Below are 16,066 nucleotides of genomic sequence, written 5' to 3'. Positions count from 1 at the left end.
AGCTTTTGATTGCCCTTATGTTGTGCTGTCGCCCTTCCATCCGCCGCCCAGTGCGCGGAACGATGCGATCGCGCCGCGCGCTGCTGCAGCTCTGGCCTGAATGGCGCCATCGCGGGTTTCAAGCAGGCGGCGATCGGCGTCGAGGACCTCAATCAGGCTCGCCATCCCGCCCTTGTAGGCAGCCGCGGAGGAAACGCGGGCGCGCGACAACGCCCCCTCGCCCTCGACCAGCGCTGCCGCGCGCGCTTCCTGCTGCACCAGAGTGGAGAAGGCGTCTTCGACATCCTGCGAGGCGCGCAGAACTGTCAATCGGTAAGCGGCCAGCGCTTCGGCATTGCGTCCCTCGGCGGCCTTGATTTCGGCGTCCACTCTACCGAAGTCGAACAGTCGCCAGCGCAATCCGAGGATGCCGTTGGCCTGCGTCGCATTGCCGGTGAAGAGACCGCCTGTAGCGGTAGACGCCGTCCCGAGCAGCCCGCTCAATGAGAACTTCGGATAGTATTCCGAGACCGCGGCCGCGATGCGCGCGTTGGAGGCTGCCAGCGTGCGCTCGGCCGCGATGATGTCGGGCCGGCGACGCAGCAGCGCGGCCGGCCCGCCCGCCGCCGATATCGCGGGGGCATGCGGTATCGGGGCAGGGACCGCCAGTTCGGCACGCATAGTGCCAGGCTGAACGCCGATCAGCACATCGAGCGCGTTCATTGCCATGTCGAGTTCGTTCTGCAACGCAGGGACCGAGGCCCGGACCTGCGCTAATGCGCCTTCGGCCTGCCGCAGTTGCAATTCCGCCGCGACGCCCTTGCGATACTGGAGCCCTACGAGATCGACCAGCTTGTTCTGGGTATCGAGCTGCGCCCGGGCGACATCGAGCCGCGCCTGCCACATGCGGATCGCGACATAGGTGTCGGCGACCTGCGCCGCGATAGCAAGGCGCGCCGCGACCGCCCCGGCCTGCGAGGCCTGCCACTCGGCCCGCGCCGCGTCGCGGGCGGCATCGCGCCCGCCGAACAGATCGATCTCCCAGCTGGCACCGAGGTTCAGCTCATAGCTTTCGGTCGAGCGCTCGAACTGCGGAAAGGCACGGCCGATCCGTCCGATCGGAGTCTCGAGCGACTGATAGACCTCGCCCGCCTGTCCGCTCACCTGCCCCGAGGGCATCAGCGCCGCATTGGCGCCCTTCAATGCAGCGCGCGCCTGGGCAACCCGTGCGCTCGCCTGCTGCAGATCGAGATTTTGCGCGAGCCCCCGTTCGACGAGACTGGTGAGCAGTGGATCGTCGAAGGCGCGCCACCATGAAACCAGATCCGTGACCCGAGGCTCCGCGATCCGCGCTTCGACCGCTGCACCGCCCTCAAAGGCCGCTGGCTGCGTGGATACCGGCGGGACATAGCGAGGCCCGACCGCGCAGCCGGCAAGAAGAACTGGGCCACCAAGGGCACTGAGGATCGGGCTTAACGTACGCATCGCTTCCTCGGAAACAGAATGACGAGATGTGACCGATATATCTCCTGGTCACTTGTTGTCAATCAGGTCATGCGTCACTATGCTTGAACAATGAGCAACAGCACCACAGACACCCCTGCCCGCGGCCCCGCAGAGCATATCGTGCGCGACCAGATCATCACGGCGGCGCACGAATGTTTTGCCCGCTATGGGTATGCGAAGACAACCGTAGCCGACCTTGCCAAGGAAATCGGCTTCTCGAAAGCTTACATCTACCGGTTCTTCGAGTCTAAGCAGGCGATCGGCGAGGAAATCTGCGGGTCTCGACTCGAACAGATCGTCACCGAGACGCGCGCATCGGTCGCTGTGGGCAGTAGCGCAACGGATCAACTGCGTCGGATGTTCAAGAGCCTTACGACCTATAGTGTCGAGCTCTTTTTCACGATCGCAAGATCTATGACATCACTGCGCATTCGGCGGCCGAGCGGTGGGGTTCGTCGGAAGCCTACAAGGTAACCATCCGGGAGATGTTGGCGGAGATCATCAGGACGGGCCGCGAAAGCGGCGAGTTCGAGCGCAAGACGCCGCTCGATGAGACCTGTCGCGCCATTCTTTACGCGATGATGCCGTTTATCGATCCGCTTCATCTCGAGCGCAATCTCGACCTCCTTCCCGATGCGCCGCAGGAAGTCACAGGTCTGATCCTGCGCAGTCTCGCACCTTAAGAGAAACGACTAGTGACCTATTGACATAATAGTCACAAGGCAACAAATGATCCCCGAAGCTTGGAGGATCAGCCTTGTCGAGTCGGTTCATCACAGCGGGATTATCCGCATTTGTCCTCGCCCTGCCCCTGGGGGCCTGCCAGAAGGCACAAGGCGATCCTCGCATCGAGCCGCCGTTGGTGCGGGTCATGGCACCCACGACTGCTGGCGCGGCCAATCGCGAATTTACCGGCGTCGTAGCCGCACGGGTGCAGAGCGATCTTGGCTTCCGCGTCGGCGGCAAGGTCATCGAACGTCTCGTCGACGCCGGGCAGGCCGTACGGCGCGGTCAGCCTCTGATGCGCATCGACCGGACCGATCTCGGGCTCGCGACCCAGGCGTCGCAGGAAACGGTTAGGGCGGCATGGGCCCGCGCGGTGCAGACCGCAGCCGACGAACGGCGCCTGCGCGACCTGGTGAGTGCGGGCGCGGTCTCGGCGTCTACCTATGACCAGGCAAAGGCGGCTGCTGACTCTGCCCGCGCCCAGCTCTCGGCGGCAGAGGCACAGGCCCGGGTTTCACGCAACGAAGCCGATTACAGCGTTCTTGTGGCCGATGCCGACGGGACCGTCGTTGAAACACTCGCCGAGCCCGGGCAGGTGGTGTCTGCCGGCCAGATCGTCGTCAGGTTGGCCCGGTCAGGTCCGCGCGAGGCACTCGTGCAGTTGCCCGAGACGATCCGCCCCGCTGTCGGCTCCGCGGCGCGTGCCAGCACGTATGGCGGCGAAGCGGGACCTGCGCACCTGCGGCAGCTTTCCGATGCCGCGGATCCGGCGACGCGCACGTTCGAAGCACGTTATGTGCTCGAAGGCGCGCCAGCACGAGCGCCGCTGGGATCGACGGTCACCGTTTCCCTCTTGCAGCCCGGAAAAGCGGGAGCGACCGTGGTGCCGCTCGGCGCAATCCGCGACGATGGCAAGGGCCCGGGGATCTGGATCGTCCGCTCCGGCTCGCCCGCGAAAATCGCATGGCGTCCTGTGCGTATCACCGCTGTGGGCGAGGAGACCGCCACCATCGCGTCAGGTTTGAAGGCGAATGAGCGCTTCGTGGCGATGGGCGCGCATATGCTGCATCAGGGTCAGGCCGTCCGTATTGCCCAGCCCGTGGCGGGAGCGACGCGATGAGCGACCATTCCTCTGAGACAGCGGCACCTGAAAAGCACCGCTTCAACCTTTCCGCACTCGCGGTGCGCGAGAAGTCCGTCACGCTGTTCTTCCTCGTTGCGATCGTCGGCGCCGGCATCTTCTCCTTCCTGAGCCTGGGCCGCGCAGAAGATCCCAGCTTCACCATCAAGGTCATGACTGTGGTTACCGCATGGCCCGGCGCGACCGCGCAGGAAATGCAGGATCAGGTCGCGGAACCGCTGGAGAAGCGATTGCAGGAGCTGCGCTATTACGACCGCAGCGAGACCTTTACGCGGCCCGGCCTTGCCTTCACCACGCTCACCTTGCGCGACCAGACCCCGCCCAAGGAAGTACAGGAGCAGTTCTATCAGGCGCGCAAGAAGCTCGGAGACGAGGCTTCGAAGCTGCCGCAAGGGGTCATGGGTCCTTTCGTCAACGACGAATATGGCGACGTGACCTTTGCGCTCTATGCATTGAAGGCGAAGGGCGAGCCACAGCGCCTGCTCGCACGCGAGGCGGAGAGCCTGCGCCAGCGCCTGCTCCATGTCCCAGGCGTCAACAAGATCAACATCGTCGGCGAACGCCCGCAGCGCATCTATGTCGAGTTCAGCCAGGAGCGCCTCGCCACGCTCGGGGTATCGCCACGCGATATCTTCACGGCACTGGCCAGCCAGAACCTGATTACGCCTGCCGGTGCGATCGAGACCAAGGCCCAGCAGACGGTGGTGCGTCTCGACGGCGCATTCGACGACCTCTCGAAGATACGGGATGTCCCGATCGTCGCCAATGGGCGGACGTTGCGCCTTTCCGACATCGCCGATGTAACACGCGGCTATGAGGATCCGGCGACCTTCCTGGTCCGCAGCGAAGGCGAGCCCGCCATCCTGCTCGGCGTCATCATGCGCGAGGGTTGGAACGGTCTGGACCTTGGCAAATCGCTCAGGGCTGAGATCGAGAAGATAACGGCGGAGTTGCCCGTCGGCATCAGCCTGACGCCGGTGACGGATCAGGCCGTGAACATCAGCAGCGCCGTCGACCAGTTCATGCACACCTTCCTCGAGGCGCTCGCGATCGTGATGATCGTCAGCCTCATCAGTCTGGGCTGGCGGGTCGGCATCGTCGTGGCGGCCGCCGTGCCGCTGACGCTCGCGGTAGTCCTGGTCATCATGTGGGCGACGGGGCGTGTACTCGACCGCATCACCCTGGGCGCACTTATTCTCGCGCTCGGCCTGCTGGTCGACGACGCCATCATCGCCATCGAGATGATGGTGGTGAAGATGGAGGAAGGCTATGATCGCATAACGGCTTCGGCCTATGCCTGGAGTCATACCGCCGCGCCCATGCTCGCGGGCACCCTGCTGACGGTGATCGGTCTGATGCCGGTCGGGTTCGCGCAGTCGTCGGCGGGCGAATATGCCGGCAACATCTTCTGGGTGGTGGGCTTCGCGCTTATCGCCTCCTGGTTCGTGGCGGTCATCTTCACTCCCTATATGGGCGTCAAGCTGCTGCCCGACATCAAGGCGGTGGAGGGTGGGCACGACGCGATCTACCAGACGCGGCGTTATCAGAAGGTGCGCAAGGCCATCGGTTGGGCGGTGCATCGCAAGAAGCTGGTGGCACTGGTGACGCTCGGCGCGTTCCTCGTTGCGGGTGCAGGAATGCCGCTGGTCAAGAAACAGTTCTTCCCTGCGTCCGACCGTCCCGAGGTATTGGTCGAGGTACAGATGCCCAAGGGCACCGCGCTCGCACAGACCGAGAAGGCGGCCGAGCAAGTCGAAGCGTGGCTGCGCAAGCAGCCCGAGGCCAAGGTCGTCACCACCTATGTTGGCCAGGGCGCGCCGCGTTTCTTCATGTCCCTCTCGCCCGAACTGCCTGATCCTTCCTTCGCGAAGATCATCGTGCGCACGTCCGACGAGGCGGAACGCGATGGCTTGAAGGCCCGGCTGCGCCGCGCTGCGGCCGATGGGCTCGCACCGGCCGCACGCGTTCGCGCGACGCAGTTGGTGTTCGGTCCCTATTCGCCCTTCCCGGTTGCGTTTCGTGTCAACGGCCCTGACCTTGCCGTCGTCCGTAGCATTGCAAGACAAGTGAAGGACGTCATGCAGTCCGATCCGATGATGCGCACGGTCAACAGCGACTGGGGCGAACGCGCGCCGGCACTCCACTTCGTGCTCGACCAGGATCGCCTGCGCGCCATGGGCCTCACCTCCAGCGACGTCGCCCAGCAATTGCAGTTCCTGCTGACCGGCGTCACTGTCAGCCAGGCCCGAGAGGATATCCGCACCGTTGATGTCGTCGTGCGCTCGGCGGGCCCCACTCGTCTCGATCCGGCGCGTATCGGCGACTACACGCTCACCGGCGCCGGTGGGCAGCGCATCCCGGTCAGCCAGATTGGCCGCGTGGACGTACGCATGGAGGACCCGATCCTCCAGCGCCGGGACCGGGTTCCGACCATCACCGTGCGCGGCGACATCGCCGACGGGCTGCAACCGCCCGATGTCTCGACCGCGATGATGAAAAAGCTGGAGCCGATCATCGCGCGGCTGCCCGAGGGTTACCATATCGACATGGCCGGCTCGATCGAGGAAGCGGGCAAGGCCAATGCCGCGCTCGCCCCGATCTTTCCGATCATGATCGTGCTGATGATGATCGTCATCATCCTGCAGGTGCGCAGCCTCTCGGCGATGTGGATCGTCCTGTTGACCGCGCCGCTCGGGCTTATTGGGGTCGTGCCTACGCTTCTCGTCACCGGCCAACCTTTCGGGTTCAACGCCATCCTAGGGCTCATTTCGCTTGCCGGCATCCTGATGCGCAACACGCTCATCCTGATGGGCCAAATCCATGACAATGAGCGTGCCGGGCTCTCTCCCTTCGACGCAGTGGTGGAGGCGACGGTGCAGCGTTCGCGGCCCGTCATCCTGACGGCGCTCGCCGCAGTGCTGGCCTTCGTCCCATTGATAAGCTCGGTATTCTGGGGATCCATGGCGGTGACGCTCATTGGCGGCACGCTGGGCGGCACGATCATGACGCTGCTGTTCCTGCCGGCCCTATACGCGCTCTGGTATCGCATCACGCCCCCGTCCCACGACGATCAGGCAGCAACACCGGTCCCCGCACATGGCCCGGCGCTCGGCACGGCGCCTCAGGAGCGCCCGGCATGAGAAAAAGCATGTCCAATCGATCGGAAGATGGCCCATGGCATTAGCAGACTGGCTGCGCCGCCTGTTGCTCGGCACGAAACGCTATGTGGACGCGTTGGTTTGGGCGCCGGATTATGATCCGTTCGAGGAGCAGCAGCGCCGGATCGCGGACCTTGAGGACCGCATCAGGCGGATCGAGGCGGGATTGTCGGCAGCGCTGCCGGCGCAGGACCGGCCCGCTCACCGGCCAATCCAGACATGAAGCGTTGGGAATATGCTGGCGATCCGCTGCTTGTCGCCGTGGGCATTTTGTCCGCCAAATGGACGCTGCAAATCATGCATGTGCTCAGCAACGGGCCTGCGCGGTTCTCGGGGATCAGGGCTGCCATTCCGGCGGTATCGGCCAAGATATTGTCGGCGCGCTTGCGCGATCTCGAAGCGGCGGGTGTCATTCGCAAGGATATGCTCCCGCCTCCGGCCGACTGTCAGGTGTATGCACTGACCGGTCTTGGCGAAGCGGGTCGCCCTGTCCTGCTCGCGATCGAGCAATGGGCATCGCGGATCGCTGATGCTGAGCGGACAGCCGACCGACCACAGCGGACCGCCCGCAAGGCCACGCAAGGACCTCACTCATCCTCTTGAAACCCTTTCCGCCCCAAAGGAGCAGGCCATGCAAAAGACTGTGCTGATTACCGGCGTATCCTCAGGGATTGGCGAGGCGACCGCCAAGGCGCTGGCCGAGGCGGGCTACCGCGTCTTCGGCGGTGCGCGCAGCCCGGACAAGGTGCGTCCCGTCCCCGGCATCGAACTGGTCGCGATGGACGTGTGCAATGACCCGCAGGTACGCGAAGCCGTCGCTTATGTGTTCGGGAAAGCCGGGCGCATCGATATCGTCGTCAACAATGCCGGCGTGTCGCTGGTCGGCCCCGTCGAGGCGGCGAGCGACAGCGAAGCACAGGCGCTGTTCGACACCAACCTGTTCGGAGCCCTGCGGGTTATGCGCGGCGTCCTGCCAGTCATGCGGGCCCAGCGCGCCGGCCTGATCGTCAATGTGAGTTCGGTGCTCGGCTTCCTCCCAGCGCCGTTCATGGGCCTTTATGCGAGCAGCAAGCACGCGCTCGAGGGCCTTTCGGAATCCCTCGATCACGAAGTGCGCGACTTCGGCGTGCGCGTCATGTTGGTCGAGCCCAATTTCACCAGCACGAGCCTCGACACCAGTGCCTGGCAGTCAGAGGACCATATCCCTGCCTATGCCGAGGCACTCCAGGGCACTCTCGATGCAATCCAGAAGCAGGTTGCCGGCGGCACCGCGCCATCGGCGGTCGCGGCACGGATCTTGGCTGCAATAGAGGGCAGATACCAGATGCGCCACCCGGCGGACCGCGGCGCCAAGCTGCTGAACATCCTGCGGCGCTTCGCGCCTGCCGCTCCGGTCGACAAGGGCATCCGGAAAACCTTTGGCCTCAAGCCCTAAGCAAGCGCTGCGAGCGACCCCATCACTTAAGAAGGAGCCTGTCATGTTTATCCTGTTTCTGGCGAGCGCGATTAGCGGGAACGCGGGCGTGCCGGCTGACGCGGCTGAGGCGGCGCGCGACATCCAGCAGGTCGCGATCGACACGATCACCGGCACATCGCGCCACACCGCTGTCGCCCAAAGGGTGCCGATGGAGATCCGCAAGCCCTTCGATCCGCAGACCGCGATTGTGAACGGGATTACCGGTCGGAATGTGACTTATCCAGCGCCGTCGGGCCGCACAGACCGGGTTGGCGATCCGCAAGCCGCGATCGTGCGCGCGATCACCGGACGGAATTAATAGCCTCGCAAGCATGAGCGAACGCGCGCGCGACATCGCGCAGATACTGGCTGCCTTGCCGCACCGCTACCCCATGCTGCTGGTGGACTGCGTAAAGAGTCTTGTGCCAGGCGAGGCCGTCCATGCGATCAAGGCCGTCAGCATGAACGAAGGTTTCTTCCAGCGACATTTTCCTGGCCGCCCGATCATGCCGGCCGTCCTGTAGAATGAGGCGCTCGCGCAGGCGGCGGGGATCCTCGCGGTGGAAACGCTCGGCCTCGTGGGCAGTATTTCATGGGTATCGAGGGGGCGACGTTTCGTGACCCGGTGGAGCCCGGTATTCTACTCGATCTCAAGGTGCGCTTCGTCCAGAGCCGCGCTCGCGTCAGCAAGTTTCGCAGCGGGGCCAGCATCGACGGCAAGATGACGTTAGATGCGAATTTTACCACGATGATCGCTGATAAGGCCTCATAGCTGGCCCCTTCGATGAACGCCGACGGCGTGGTCCGTTCACATAGACTGCTCGGGCAAGGGCCGCTCGGCAAGCTGGGAAGACCAACATGATGAAAATTCTAGAAAAACGGCAGAACTAAGCGGATAACTGAAGAGATATCCCTGCATCAGATCGCAACCGATGTTTTGCAGCTGGGTCGCCTGCGCAACAGTCTCAACGCCTTCTACGACGCTTACCAATCCAAGCGAAGTGCATAGGCCGATTACCGCGTGAACGATCGGCTTGCTGTATGCGTTGTCAAGGGCCAGGGCGAAGCTGCGATCAATCTTGACTTTGTCGAGTGGCAGGCGGTGAAGATTGCTTAAACTGGAGTATCCGGTCCCGAAATCGTCGAGCGCCACCTCCATGCCCATCGCCCGAAACCGGCTAAGTGCATTGATCGCAGCGTCGAGGTTTCGCATTACTGCGGTCTCTGTCACTTCAATACAGAGGCGGCGGGGATCGATGGGCGAGCGGCTGACCATGTCGAGAATCGTATTGACCGTCTCAGCGCTGTTTAGATCGCACGCCGAGACGTTTACTGACAGGGTTCGGCCGACCGGCAGGACTTCGAGGAGCTCCAAGGCTTGACCCATCGCGCGTCGCGTTAGCGTATGTATCAGAGAGCTACGTTCCGCTATTTCGACAAAGCGCTGCGGATCGACAACGCCAAGTCTCTCGCTTGTCCACCGCGCCAAAAGTTCGCCGCCCACGACAGTGCCAGTTCTCATCGAAATGATGGGTTGTACATCAAACTGCAGCTCGCTTTCAAATTCGCTCGAAAGTAATGCGGCCTCGATTGTACGGTCGTCAGTTATCCGTCGTTCGAGTTCCGGGCTGAATTGGAGGGCAGTGCCGGGCTTCTCACGCTTTGCGTGGTAAAGGGCATGGTCTGCTCGCTTTGCAAGCTCTACCGGGCTCAGTTCAGCGTCGACAAAAGCTGCGAGCCCTATCGACGCCCCGATGCTCACCTGACGGTCGTTAATCCGCATCGGGGCTTCCACAAGCACGCACATCCGCTCGGCGAGCCGCAGCGCCGCATTACCATCCAGCCATAGGATCATGGCGAATTCATCCCCGCCGATGCGATAGAGCGTGGCAGCGCCTCCGGCCGCATCGCGAAACAAACGGGCGACTTCCTTGAGGAGGGCGTCGCCGACCCAATGGCCAAACGTATCGTTCACGTGCTTGAAGCGATCTAGATCAATCAATCCGACGGTCATCGTATTGACATTGGCCGGGGTCGCTGCATTCTCTAAATCGGCGTAAAAGCGCCGTCGGTTGTAGAGCCCCGTAAGTTCGTCGCTGTCAGCGAGTAAGCGTGCCTCGCGCTCCTGCCGGCTCGCTTGTGCTGCGGTGTGGGACTGTGCCGACAATTCTCGATTGAGACTTCGCACCCGGCGCACGATAACCGTTGCAACTGCCAGAAACAACGCGATGCACAAACAGATTACCGGTAGCACCTCGCGGACAGCCAATGATCCCGGAGCAAGACGTTTCCAGACGATCGTGCCAATGTACGCTCCCGACCAATCGCGCACATCTGTCCAGGCTTCGTCTCGGGAGCCTTTACCCTCAGATAGCCATCGAAGATTCTTAAGACCAAAGCCTTTTCCCCACTCGTCCAGCAATTTGTGGTCAAGCAAGCGTATGTCGACGAAAATGCGGTAGATCGACTTGTCGAGCGTTGACGGGCCTCTTTCCCGAACAATCGGCGAAAACGCAATCAGTGCCGGCGTCCCCCCGCCTTTCCGAGGAGGACGACTGCGTCGCCCCGTCGCCTCACGGCGGCTTCGTCACTGGGAACTCTGGCCAGCAAGGCCTCCAGCGTTCGTGAGCCGATCAACTCAGTAAGTGGTGGCTCGTGCCCTTCCGGCAGATGCGCGAATAGCGTACGTCCATGCGCATCAATTACGTAAGCCAAGCCGATGGGCGTTCCCCATTGCGACACGATCCACGGGTCCTGCATTGAGCCATAAGCATGAGCAAATGCATCGTCCCAATGTGCATTGATGTAAGCTTCGTTGCTGATCCGAGAACGTTCGCGATCGATGGCACCAGATATCGAAACCGCTGCCAGCCGATCAGCGTGTTCATCCGCGTGAGACACAAGGAAGCTCACGATAAGGACTGAGGTGAGGACCGAAAGGCACACCAGGACAGTCAGCAGTGCGGTGTTAGACGTGCTGCTGGCTCGCGAAGCGCGTAGTGCGACATGATACGCTTTACCGAGCGTGGCGTGGAAGGGTGCCATTGATCTAAATTGGATGAAACGCATTAACGTGCGGTAAAATTTCCATCCCAATTGCTTAGCTGAGATCAGGCACACCTCGCATATCTATCTTTCCGAAATCGAGCACTTGACGCTGGATTGTAAGGACTTCGTTTCTGTTAAGATGCATCACGTCGTTGCTCGCCTCAGTCCGCAAATGACCGATGACGATCGCTCCGCTTCGGCGCCCAAAGTGAGGAAGCCGACAGGCCTTCGGCAAAGTCGCCAGCTCCCTACGCCCCGCGATGCTGCTCGACCTGTGAGCGCTGGCTCTATACCTGCAAGGCCATGCTGCATGTCGTCCATCACGCCGGTTTTGTGGTCGAGACCGAGTGTAGGGGTACTTTCCCGCATGACAAGTACGCGCTGGTCATGCGCCCGCTGAGCGAAAGCGGGATAAAGATGACGGTCCATGCACCCGACGTCATGTCGCGAAAATGGCTCGAAGCCGTCCACGATCCTGCTTATGTCGGCGAAGTCATCAGCTGCTCGATTCCGGCGACCAAGCAGCGCCGCATCGGCTTTGCGATCGACGAGCGGATTTCCCGGCGATCGCAGCTTTCCCCCGGAGGAACATGGCTCGCGGCGAAGCTGGCGCTGCAATATGGGTATGCCGCAAATTCCGCCGGCGGCAGCCACCATGCCTTGGCCGATACCGGCGCGGGCTATTGCGTGTTCAATGATCTGGCGCCGGCCGCCAACAGACTGATCAAGGAAGGTGACGCCTCGCGCATCCTGATCCTCGATCTCGACGTGCACCAGGGCGATGGCACTGCCGCCCTCACCGCAGGGCACGGCGACATCTTCACGCTTTCCATTCATGCCGAGAAGAACTTCCCCACCCGCAAGGCGCGCTCGTCGCTGGATATCGGGCTGCCCGATGGAACGGGCGATGCGGCTTATCTCGAAGCTCTGGCCGGATCGCTGCCCATGGTCCTGGATCATTTCGTGCCGGACCTGATCCTGCTGCAGGCAGGTGTCGACGCCCATGTGGACGACAGGCTTGGGCGGCTGTCCCTGACCGATGAAGGCCTAGCGGACCGCGATCGGTATGTTGCGCACGAGGCGAAGCGGCGCGCTATTCCATTGGCGAGTACGCTAGGCGGTGGCTATGGCGCGGACCGTGAAGCTGTGGCCTGGCGGCACGCGCGCACCATCCTCGCCCTTTCCGCCGCGACCAGTGCGGGGATCCAGCCTGATTGCGCGAGGCTATCTTGCCGCTTCCCTTTTCAGCATTGAGCCGCTCAACAACCCTTTCAATCTCATCGGGACTGAGAATCCAGGTGCGGGTCTCGGCGGCCTTCGCGGAACACAGGTCGTGTCAGCAGGATGCGCGCCGGCTCTTTGGCGAACGGTTTGAAAAAGCGAGAAGCGCATCACGCATTCGCGCATCGATCCGATCACCGGCGTTTTGCCATCCAGATCGAACAGCGTTGCGGCTGGTCCCTCGGAATGTTCATCATGGCGTGCGCCTATCGCGGGTCATGACGAATGCAAGCTGAATGCCTCAGCTCGCATGGCTCTGAGGCCGTCGGGCAATCGATCCCTTTCCGGTCCGGTGCACGCCCTCAGCAAGGGGGATATTATGCGATTACGTCGCAATAGCACTTGCTTTGGCGGCCGCGGTGTTTATGCGCCGGACCATATTGCGAGCAATTCGCACTATGGTAACGGGGAAGATACATCTTGCAAGCTTTGAAGGTAGCGTTGATCGCGTCCGTGTCGTGCGTCGCCATCCCGGCTTACGCGCAAGAAATGGCTCCGGACGAAGCGTCGGCCACTGGCAGTGAAATCATCGTCACAGGCCGCGCCCAACGGCTTTACCGGGTGGAGCAGGCGACGGTCGGTAAGGTCGCCGAAGACCCGATGAACATCCCGCAGGCGGTTCAGGTGATCAACGCCGAGCTTTTCGCAGATCAGGGCGCGCGCGATGCGACGGACATCTACCGCAATATCTCGGGCGTCAGCTTCTTCAGCTATGCGGGCGTCACGTTCCGCGGGTTCCGGCAGGACCAGTCGTTCTACGATGGGCAGCGCGGCAATCCGTTCATCGGCTTCTCGGTCCCGCAACTGTTCAACATCGAGCGGGTCGAAGTGCTGAAAGGTCCGGCGGGCCTGTTCTTCGGTCCCGGATCGCCGGGCGGCATCATCAACTATGTCTCGAAGACCCCTCGGACGAGACCGGCCTGCGTGCGGTCCTTACCGGCGGCACGTACGATCGCGTCGGCCTGTCGGCCGAAGCCACCGGCCCGGTCGACGGCGCCGGCGTGATCACCTACCGGCTTGGCGGCTTTTATGAATCGATGGACCCCTATCGCCGCAACACGCAGAACAAGTCGCGGATTGGTGACGCCGGGATCGCCATCAAGACCAACGAAGGCGGCAAGCTGACGCTGCAGGCGACGATCTACGACAGTGAGCTTCAGGCCAACCGTCTGCGCGGCGTGCTGGTCGACGATGACGGGAACTTCCTGACCAGCATCCGTTGGAATGCCAACGAGAAGACCGACTTCCTCAACTTGCGCTCGCAGGCCTACCAGGCCCGCTACGCGACGACGATCGGTGATCGCGTCACCTTCGATGCGGGTGTGCGCTACTTCAAGGCCACCGAAAAGCAGCAGTACCACGAGCCACGCGGCCTCGATCCCGCCAATCCAGATCTTGTCCGCAGGGAGTTCCGCGACCAGATCCGTCCTGTCCACGGCCTGTCGTTCATGGCCAACCTGACGGCGCGGGTCGACGTGCTTGGCATGGAGCACAAGTTCCAGACCGGTGCGGATTGGTATGACGAAAAGAGCTTGCTGCACTCACGCATCCTGCGCAGCGGCGTGACCTCGCTCAGCCTCAGCAATCCGGTCTACGGCAGCGGCGCGGGTGACGCGGCGCGCGCGGCGCTGCTGCCCTTCACCACCACCGACACGCGGACCAAGCGCAAGGGTGCTTATCTTCAGGATCAGATCAGCGTGACTGACGCCCTGCTACTGGTGGCAGGCGTGCGCTACGACAAGTTCGACGACGGCGTGACCACCAGCAGCGGCGGGACCGTCTCGGGGCGGTCCACCTATACCGACAGCGACGTGACCTTCCGGGGAGGCGCGATCTTCAAACCACGTCCCGACGTCTCGCTCTACGCCAGCTGGTCGCAGAGCTTCGAGCCACAGGCAGCCGCCGACCAGAACAGTGATGCGGGCGGCCCGTTCTCACCGGTCACCGGCAACCAGTTGGAGGGCGGTGTGAAGACGCAGCTGTTCGACGGGCGCCTTCAGGCCAATGCCGCGGTTTACCGGATCGTGCGCAAGAACATCCTGCAGGTCGATCCCGCGCAGGAACCGGTCAATGGCGTGGACCAGCTCGCACCCATCGGTGAAGTGACGAGCAAGGGCTTCGAGATCGACCTGACCACCGACATCATGCCGGACTGGGTGCTGCTGGTGAACTATGGCTACAACGACACGAAGATCACCGGCACCGCAGAGGGGCAGGCGATCACCAATGCCGTGGGCGACCGCTTCGCCAATGCGCCCAAGCACAAGGTGGGCTTCTGGACCCGTTATCAGGTTCCGGCGATCGGCACCGCCTTCGCCTTTGGCGGCGAGCACGTGTCTCGCCGTATCAGCCTTTCCGGACAAACCGTGAAGACCTACACGATCTTCGATGCCTCGATCACCAAGGGCCTCGGCTTTGCCGAACTGCTGCTGCGTGTCGATAACATCTTCGACAAGGTCTACGCGGCATCGGGTTTCTCCGCGCAAAGCGGGCACTTCCCGGGCGAGCCGCGCACGTTCCTTGCCGAATTGCGCTTCAGGTTCTGACCGTGGCGAAGGCGCGCAGCAAGAAAGTGGGCGGCGAGAAAGGCCGCTCGCTCTGGTGGCGGGTCCACAGCTGGGCGGGGCTGAAGCTGGCGATCTTCATGACCTTCGTGCTGGCGACCGGCACGCTTGCCGTCTTCGCGCACGAGATCGACTGGCTGGTGACGCCGGCCATGCGGGTCTCTCCGCAAGATGGCCCCCGCGCTAGTTGGGGAGCGCTTGCCGCGGCTGCGGCAAAGGCCGAGCCGCAAGGCCGGTTGCAGACGCTCTACGCACCGATCGACCCCTGGTTCACCGCCGAGGCGTGGGTCGACATGGGAAAGGGCGCGCCCCGCCGCGTCTATATCGACCCCTGGAGCGGGAAGGTGGCCGGCACGCATGGCTGGGCCAACGTGCACCGCTTCCTGCGACAGGTGCATCGCCACCTGATGCTGCCAACGAAGATCGGCATTCCACTGGTAAGTTCGCTGGCGCTGCTTTTGCTCGCCTCGCTGGTGACCGGCATCGTCACCTACAAGAAGTGGTGGCGCGGCTTCTTCCGGCTGCCCCGGGGCGGCGATGCGCGCCGGCTGAGCGGCGACCTGCACCGGCTTGGCGGGCTGTGGAGCCTCTGGTTCGTCGCCCTCATCGCGCTGACGGGCGTGTGGTACCTGGTCGAGACGCTCGGCGCCAATGCGGCGGTGCCGAAGCTGGCGAAAGTCGAGACGGTGGTTCCTGCGCCGACCGGCGCGGCGCTTGACCGTCTCATCGCGGCGGCGCGGCATATCCGTCCAGAACTCGACATTCGCGAGATCCGCTTCACCGAGGACAACGGCATCGTGATGCTGGGGCAGGACAGCGCCTGGCTGGTTCGCGACCGCGCCAACGGTCTGGCGGTAGACCCTGCCGACGGCCATGTGCTGACTACGCTCGATGGCGTCGACCTCGACGTTCACCAACGGATCTCGGAAATGGCCGATCCGCTGCACTTCGGGACTTTCGGCGGGCTGGCGACGAAGGTCATCTGGTTCCTGTTTGGCACGGTGCTGACGGGAATGTCAGTCACTGGTGTCATTATCTACGCCAAACGTCTCGAGAAAGCCGAACGACACCAGCGGACGGCGGGTCGGATCGCCTGGGCAGGGATGGGCGCGTGGGGCTATGTTTGCACCGCTCTGGTCGTCCTAGCGCTGGTATTGACGCCGGGCGCGATTAGCGGGGCTAGCTAAGGAAGGGAGGCATCCACCGC

The 16,066-nt window shown here is 63.0% G+C and carries 13 protein-coding genes and 3 pseudogenes; 12 read left to right on the top strand and 4 right to left on the bottom strand.

Translation table 11 applies throughout. The annotated features are described in order from the left end of the window. Window positions 1-15 precede the first annotated feature (15 nt). Complete coding sequence (locus KZO24_RS30180) at window positions 16-1,464, bottom strand: efflux transporter outer membrane subunit (protein WP_486488017.1); 1,449 nt, start codon at window positions 1,462-1,464, stop codon at window positions 16-18. Window positions 1,465-1,554: 90 nt separating this feature from the next. On the opposite strand from KZO24_RS30180, the pseudogene KZO24_RS30175 reads away from it, so the two are divergent. From KZO24_RS30175 to fabZ, 8 genes and pseudogenes are all read left to right on the top strand, one after another. After that, window positions 1,555-2,168: pseudogene (locus KZO24_RS30175) on the top strand (TetR/AcrR family transcriptional regulator). 74 nt (window positions 2,169-2,242) lie between these two features. Then, the gene (locus KZO24_RS30170) at window positions 2,243-3,331 is read left to right on the top strand and encodes an efflux RND transporter periplasmic adaptor subunit (protein ID WP_486488016.1); all 1,089 of its coding nucleotides are present in this window, start codon (window positions 2,243-2,245) and stop codon (window positions 3,329-3,331) included. Continuing rightward, complete coding sequence (locus KZO24_RS30165; protein ID WP_486488015.1) at window positions 3,328-6,492, top strand: efflux RND transporter permease subunit; 3,165 nt, start codon at window positions 3,328-3,330, stop codon at window positions 6,490-6,492. The genes KZO24_RS30170 and KZO24_RS30165 overlap by 4 nt, the downstream gene beginning before the upstream one ends. A gap of 34 nt (window positions 6,493-6,526) precedes the next feature. After that, window positions 6,527-6,733 carry a hypothetical protein gene (locus tag KZO24_RS30160; protein ID WP_486488014.1) on the top strand — a complete coding sequence of 69 codons (207 nt, stop codon included), beginning with the start codon at window positions 6,527-6,529 and terminating at the stop codon, window positions 6,731-6,733. Next, window positions 6,730-7,113, top strand: coding sequence for a winged helix-turn-helix transcriptional regulator (locus KZO24_RS30155; RefSeq protein ID WP_486488013.1), 384 nt, complete (start codon window positions 6,730-6,732; stop codon window positions 7,111-7,113). Before KZO24_RS30160 ends, KZO24_RS30155 begins: the two co-directional genes overlap by 4 nt. Before the next feature lie 28 nt (window positions 7,114-7,141). Then, window positions 7,142-7,945, top strand: coding sequence for an oxidoreductase (locus KZO24_RS30150; protein WP_486488012.1), 804 nt, complete (start codon window positions 7,142-7,144; stop codon window positions 7,943-7,945). Window positions 7,946-7,988: 43 nt separating this feature from the next. Continuing rightward, a complete protein-coding gene (locus tag KZO24_RS30145; RefSeq protein WP_486488011.1) occupies window positions 7,989-8,285 on the top strand; it encodes a hypothetical protein in 297 nt (98 codons plus the stop codon). Between the two features lie 13 nt (window positions 8,286-8,298). Next, window positions 8,299-8,738: pseudogene (fabZ, locus tag KZO24_RS30140) on the top strand (3-hydroxyacyl-ACP dehydratase FabZ). A gap of 36 nt (window positions 8,739-8,774) precedes the next feature. On the opposite strand, the gene KZO24_RS30135 reads toward fabZ, so the two are convergent. Both KZO24_RS30135 and KZO24_RS30130 read right to left on the bottom strand, forming a co-directional pair. Next, window positions 8,775-10,403: a putative bifunctional diguanylate cyclase/phosphodiesterase gene (locus KZO24_RS30135; RefSeq protein WP_486488010.1), complete on the bottom strand. Its 1,629-nt coding sequence runs from the start codon at window positions 10,401-10,403 to the stop codon at window positions 8,775-8,777. A gap of 80 nt (window positions 10,404-10,483) precedes the next feature. Next, complete coding sequence (locus tag KZO24_RS30130) at window positions 10,484-11,086, bottom strand: hypothetical protein (protein ID WP_486488009.1); 603 nt, start codon at window positions 11,084-11,086, stop codon at window positions 10,484-10,486. 231 nt (window positions 11,087-11,317) lie between these two features. Here KZO24_RS30130 and KZO24_RS30125 point away from each other — a divergent pair, with 231 nt between their 5' ends. Next, entirely contained in the window at window positions 11,318-12,268 is a 951-nt protein-coding gene (locus KZO24_RS30125) for a histone deacetylase family protein (protein WP_486488008.1), read from the top strand. On the opposite strand, the pseudogene KZO24_RS30120 reads toward KZO24_RS30125, so the two are convergent. Continuing rightward, window positions 12,255-12,492: pseudogene (locus KZO24_RS30120) on the bottom strand (hypothetical protein); the annotation flags it as partial. The gene KZO24_RS30125 and the pseudogene KZO24_RS30120 overlap by 14 nt on opposite strands. Before the next feature lie 244 nt (window positions 12,493-12,736). Between KZO24_RS30120 and KZO24_RS30115 the strand changes: the two are divergent. From KZO24_RS30115 to KZO24_RS30105, 3 genes are read left to right on the top strand one after another with little or no spacing between them, the layout of a single operon-like run. Continuing rightward, window positions 12,737-13,300 (top strand): TonB-dependent receptor plug domain-containing protein, encoded by a 564-nt coding sequence (locus KZO24_RS30115; RefSeq protein ID WP_486488007.1) that lies wholly within the window; start codon window positions 12,737-12,739, stop codon window positions 13,298-13,300. Then, window positions 13,297-14,841 carry a TonB-dependent siderophore receptor gene (locus tag KZO24_RS30110; protein ID WP_486488006.1) on the top strand — a complete coding sequence of 515 codons (1,545 nt, stop codon included), beginning with the start codon at window positions 13,297-13,299 and terminating at the stop codon, window positions 14,839-14,841. The genes KZO24_RS30115 and KZO24_RS30110 overlap by 4 nt, the downstream gene beginning before the upstream one ends. Before the next feature lie 2 nt (window positions 14,842-14,843). Continuing rightward, entirely contained in the window at window positions 14,844-16,046 is a 1,203-nt protein-coding gene (locus KZO24_RS30105; RefSeq protein WP_486488005.1) for a PepSY-associated TM helix domain-containing protein, read from the top strand. Window positions 16,047-16,066: the final 20 nt, after the last annotated feature.

It is taken from the genome of Novosphingobium sp. NFX11 (assembly GCF_057376415.1).
This window is presented reverse-complemented; position numbering and strand designations above follow the sequence as displayed.

Bases quoted from the DNA above. Each gene is read 5' to 3' on its own strand.
- KZO24_RS30180 (WP_486488017.1), bottom strand. From the start codon at position 1,464: ATGCGTACGTTAAGCCCGATCCTCAGTGCCCTTGGTGGCCCAGTTCTT.
- KZO24_RS30165 (WP_486488015.1), top strand. From the start codon at position 3,328: ATGAGCGACCATTCCTCTGAGACAGCGGCACCTGAAAAGCACCGCTTC.
- KZO24_RS30160 (WP_486488014.1), top strand. From the start codon at position 6,527: ATGGCATTAGCAGACTGGCTGCGCCGCCTGTTGCTCGGCACGAAACGC.
- KZO24_RS30155 (WP_486488013.1), top strand. From the start codon at position 6,730: ATGAAGCGTTGGGAATATGCTGGCGATCCGCTGCTTGTCGCCGTGGGC.
- KZO24_RS30150 (WP_486488012.1), top strand. From the start codon at position 7,142: ATGCAAAAGACTGTGCTGATTACCGGCGTATCCTCAGGGATTGGCGAG.
- KZO24_RS30145 (WP_486488011.1), top strand. From the start codon at position 7,989: ATGTTTATCCTGTTTCTGGCGAGCGCGATTAGCGGGAACGCGGGCGTG.
- KZO24_RS30125 (WP_486488008.1), top strand. From the start codon at position 11,318: ATGCTGCATGTCGTCCATCACGCCGGTTTTGTGGTCGAGACCGAGTGT.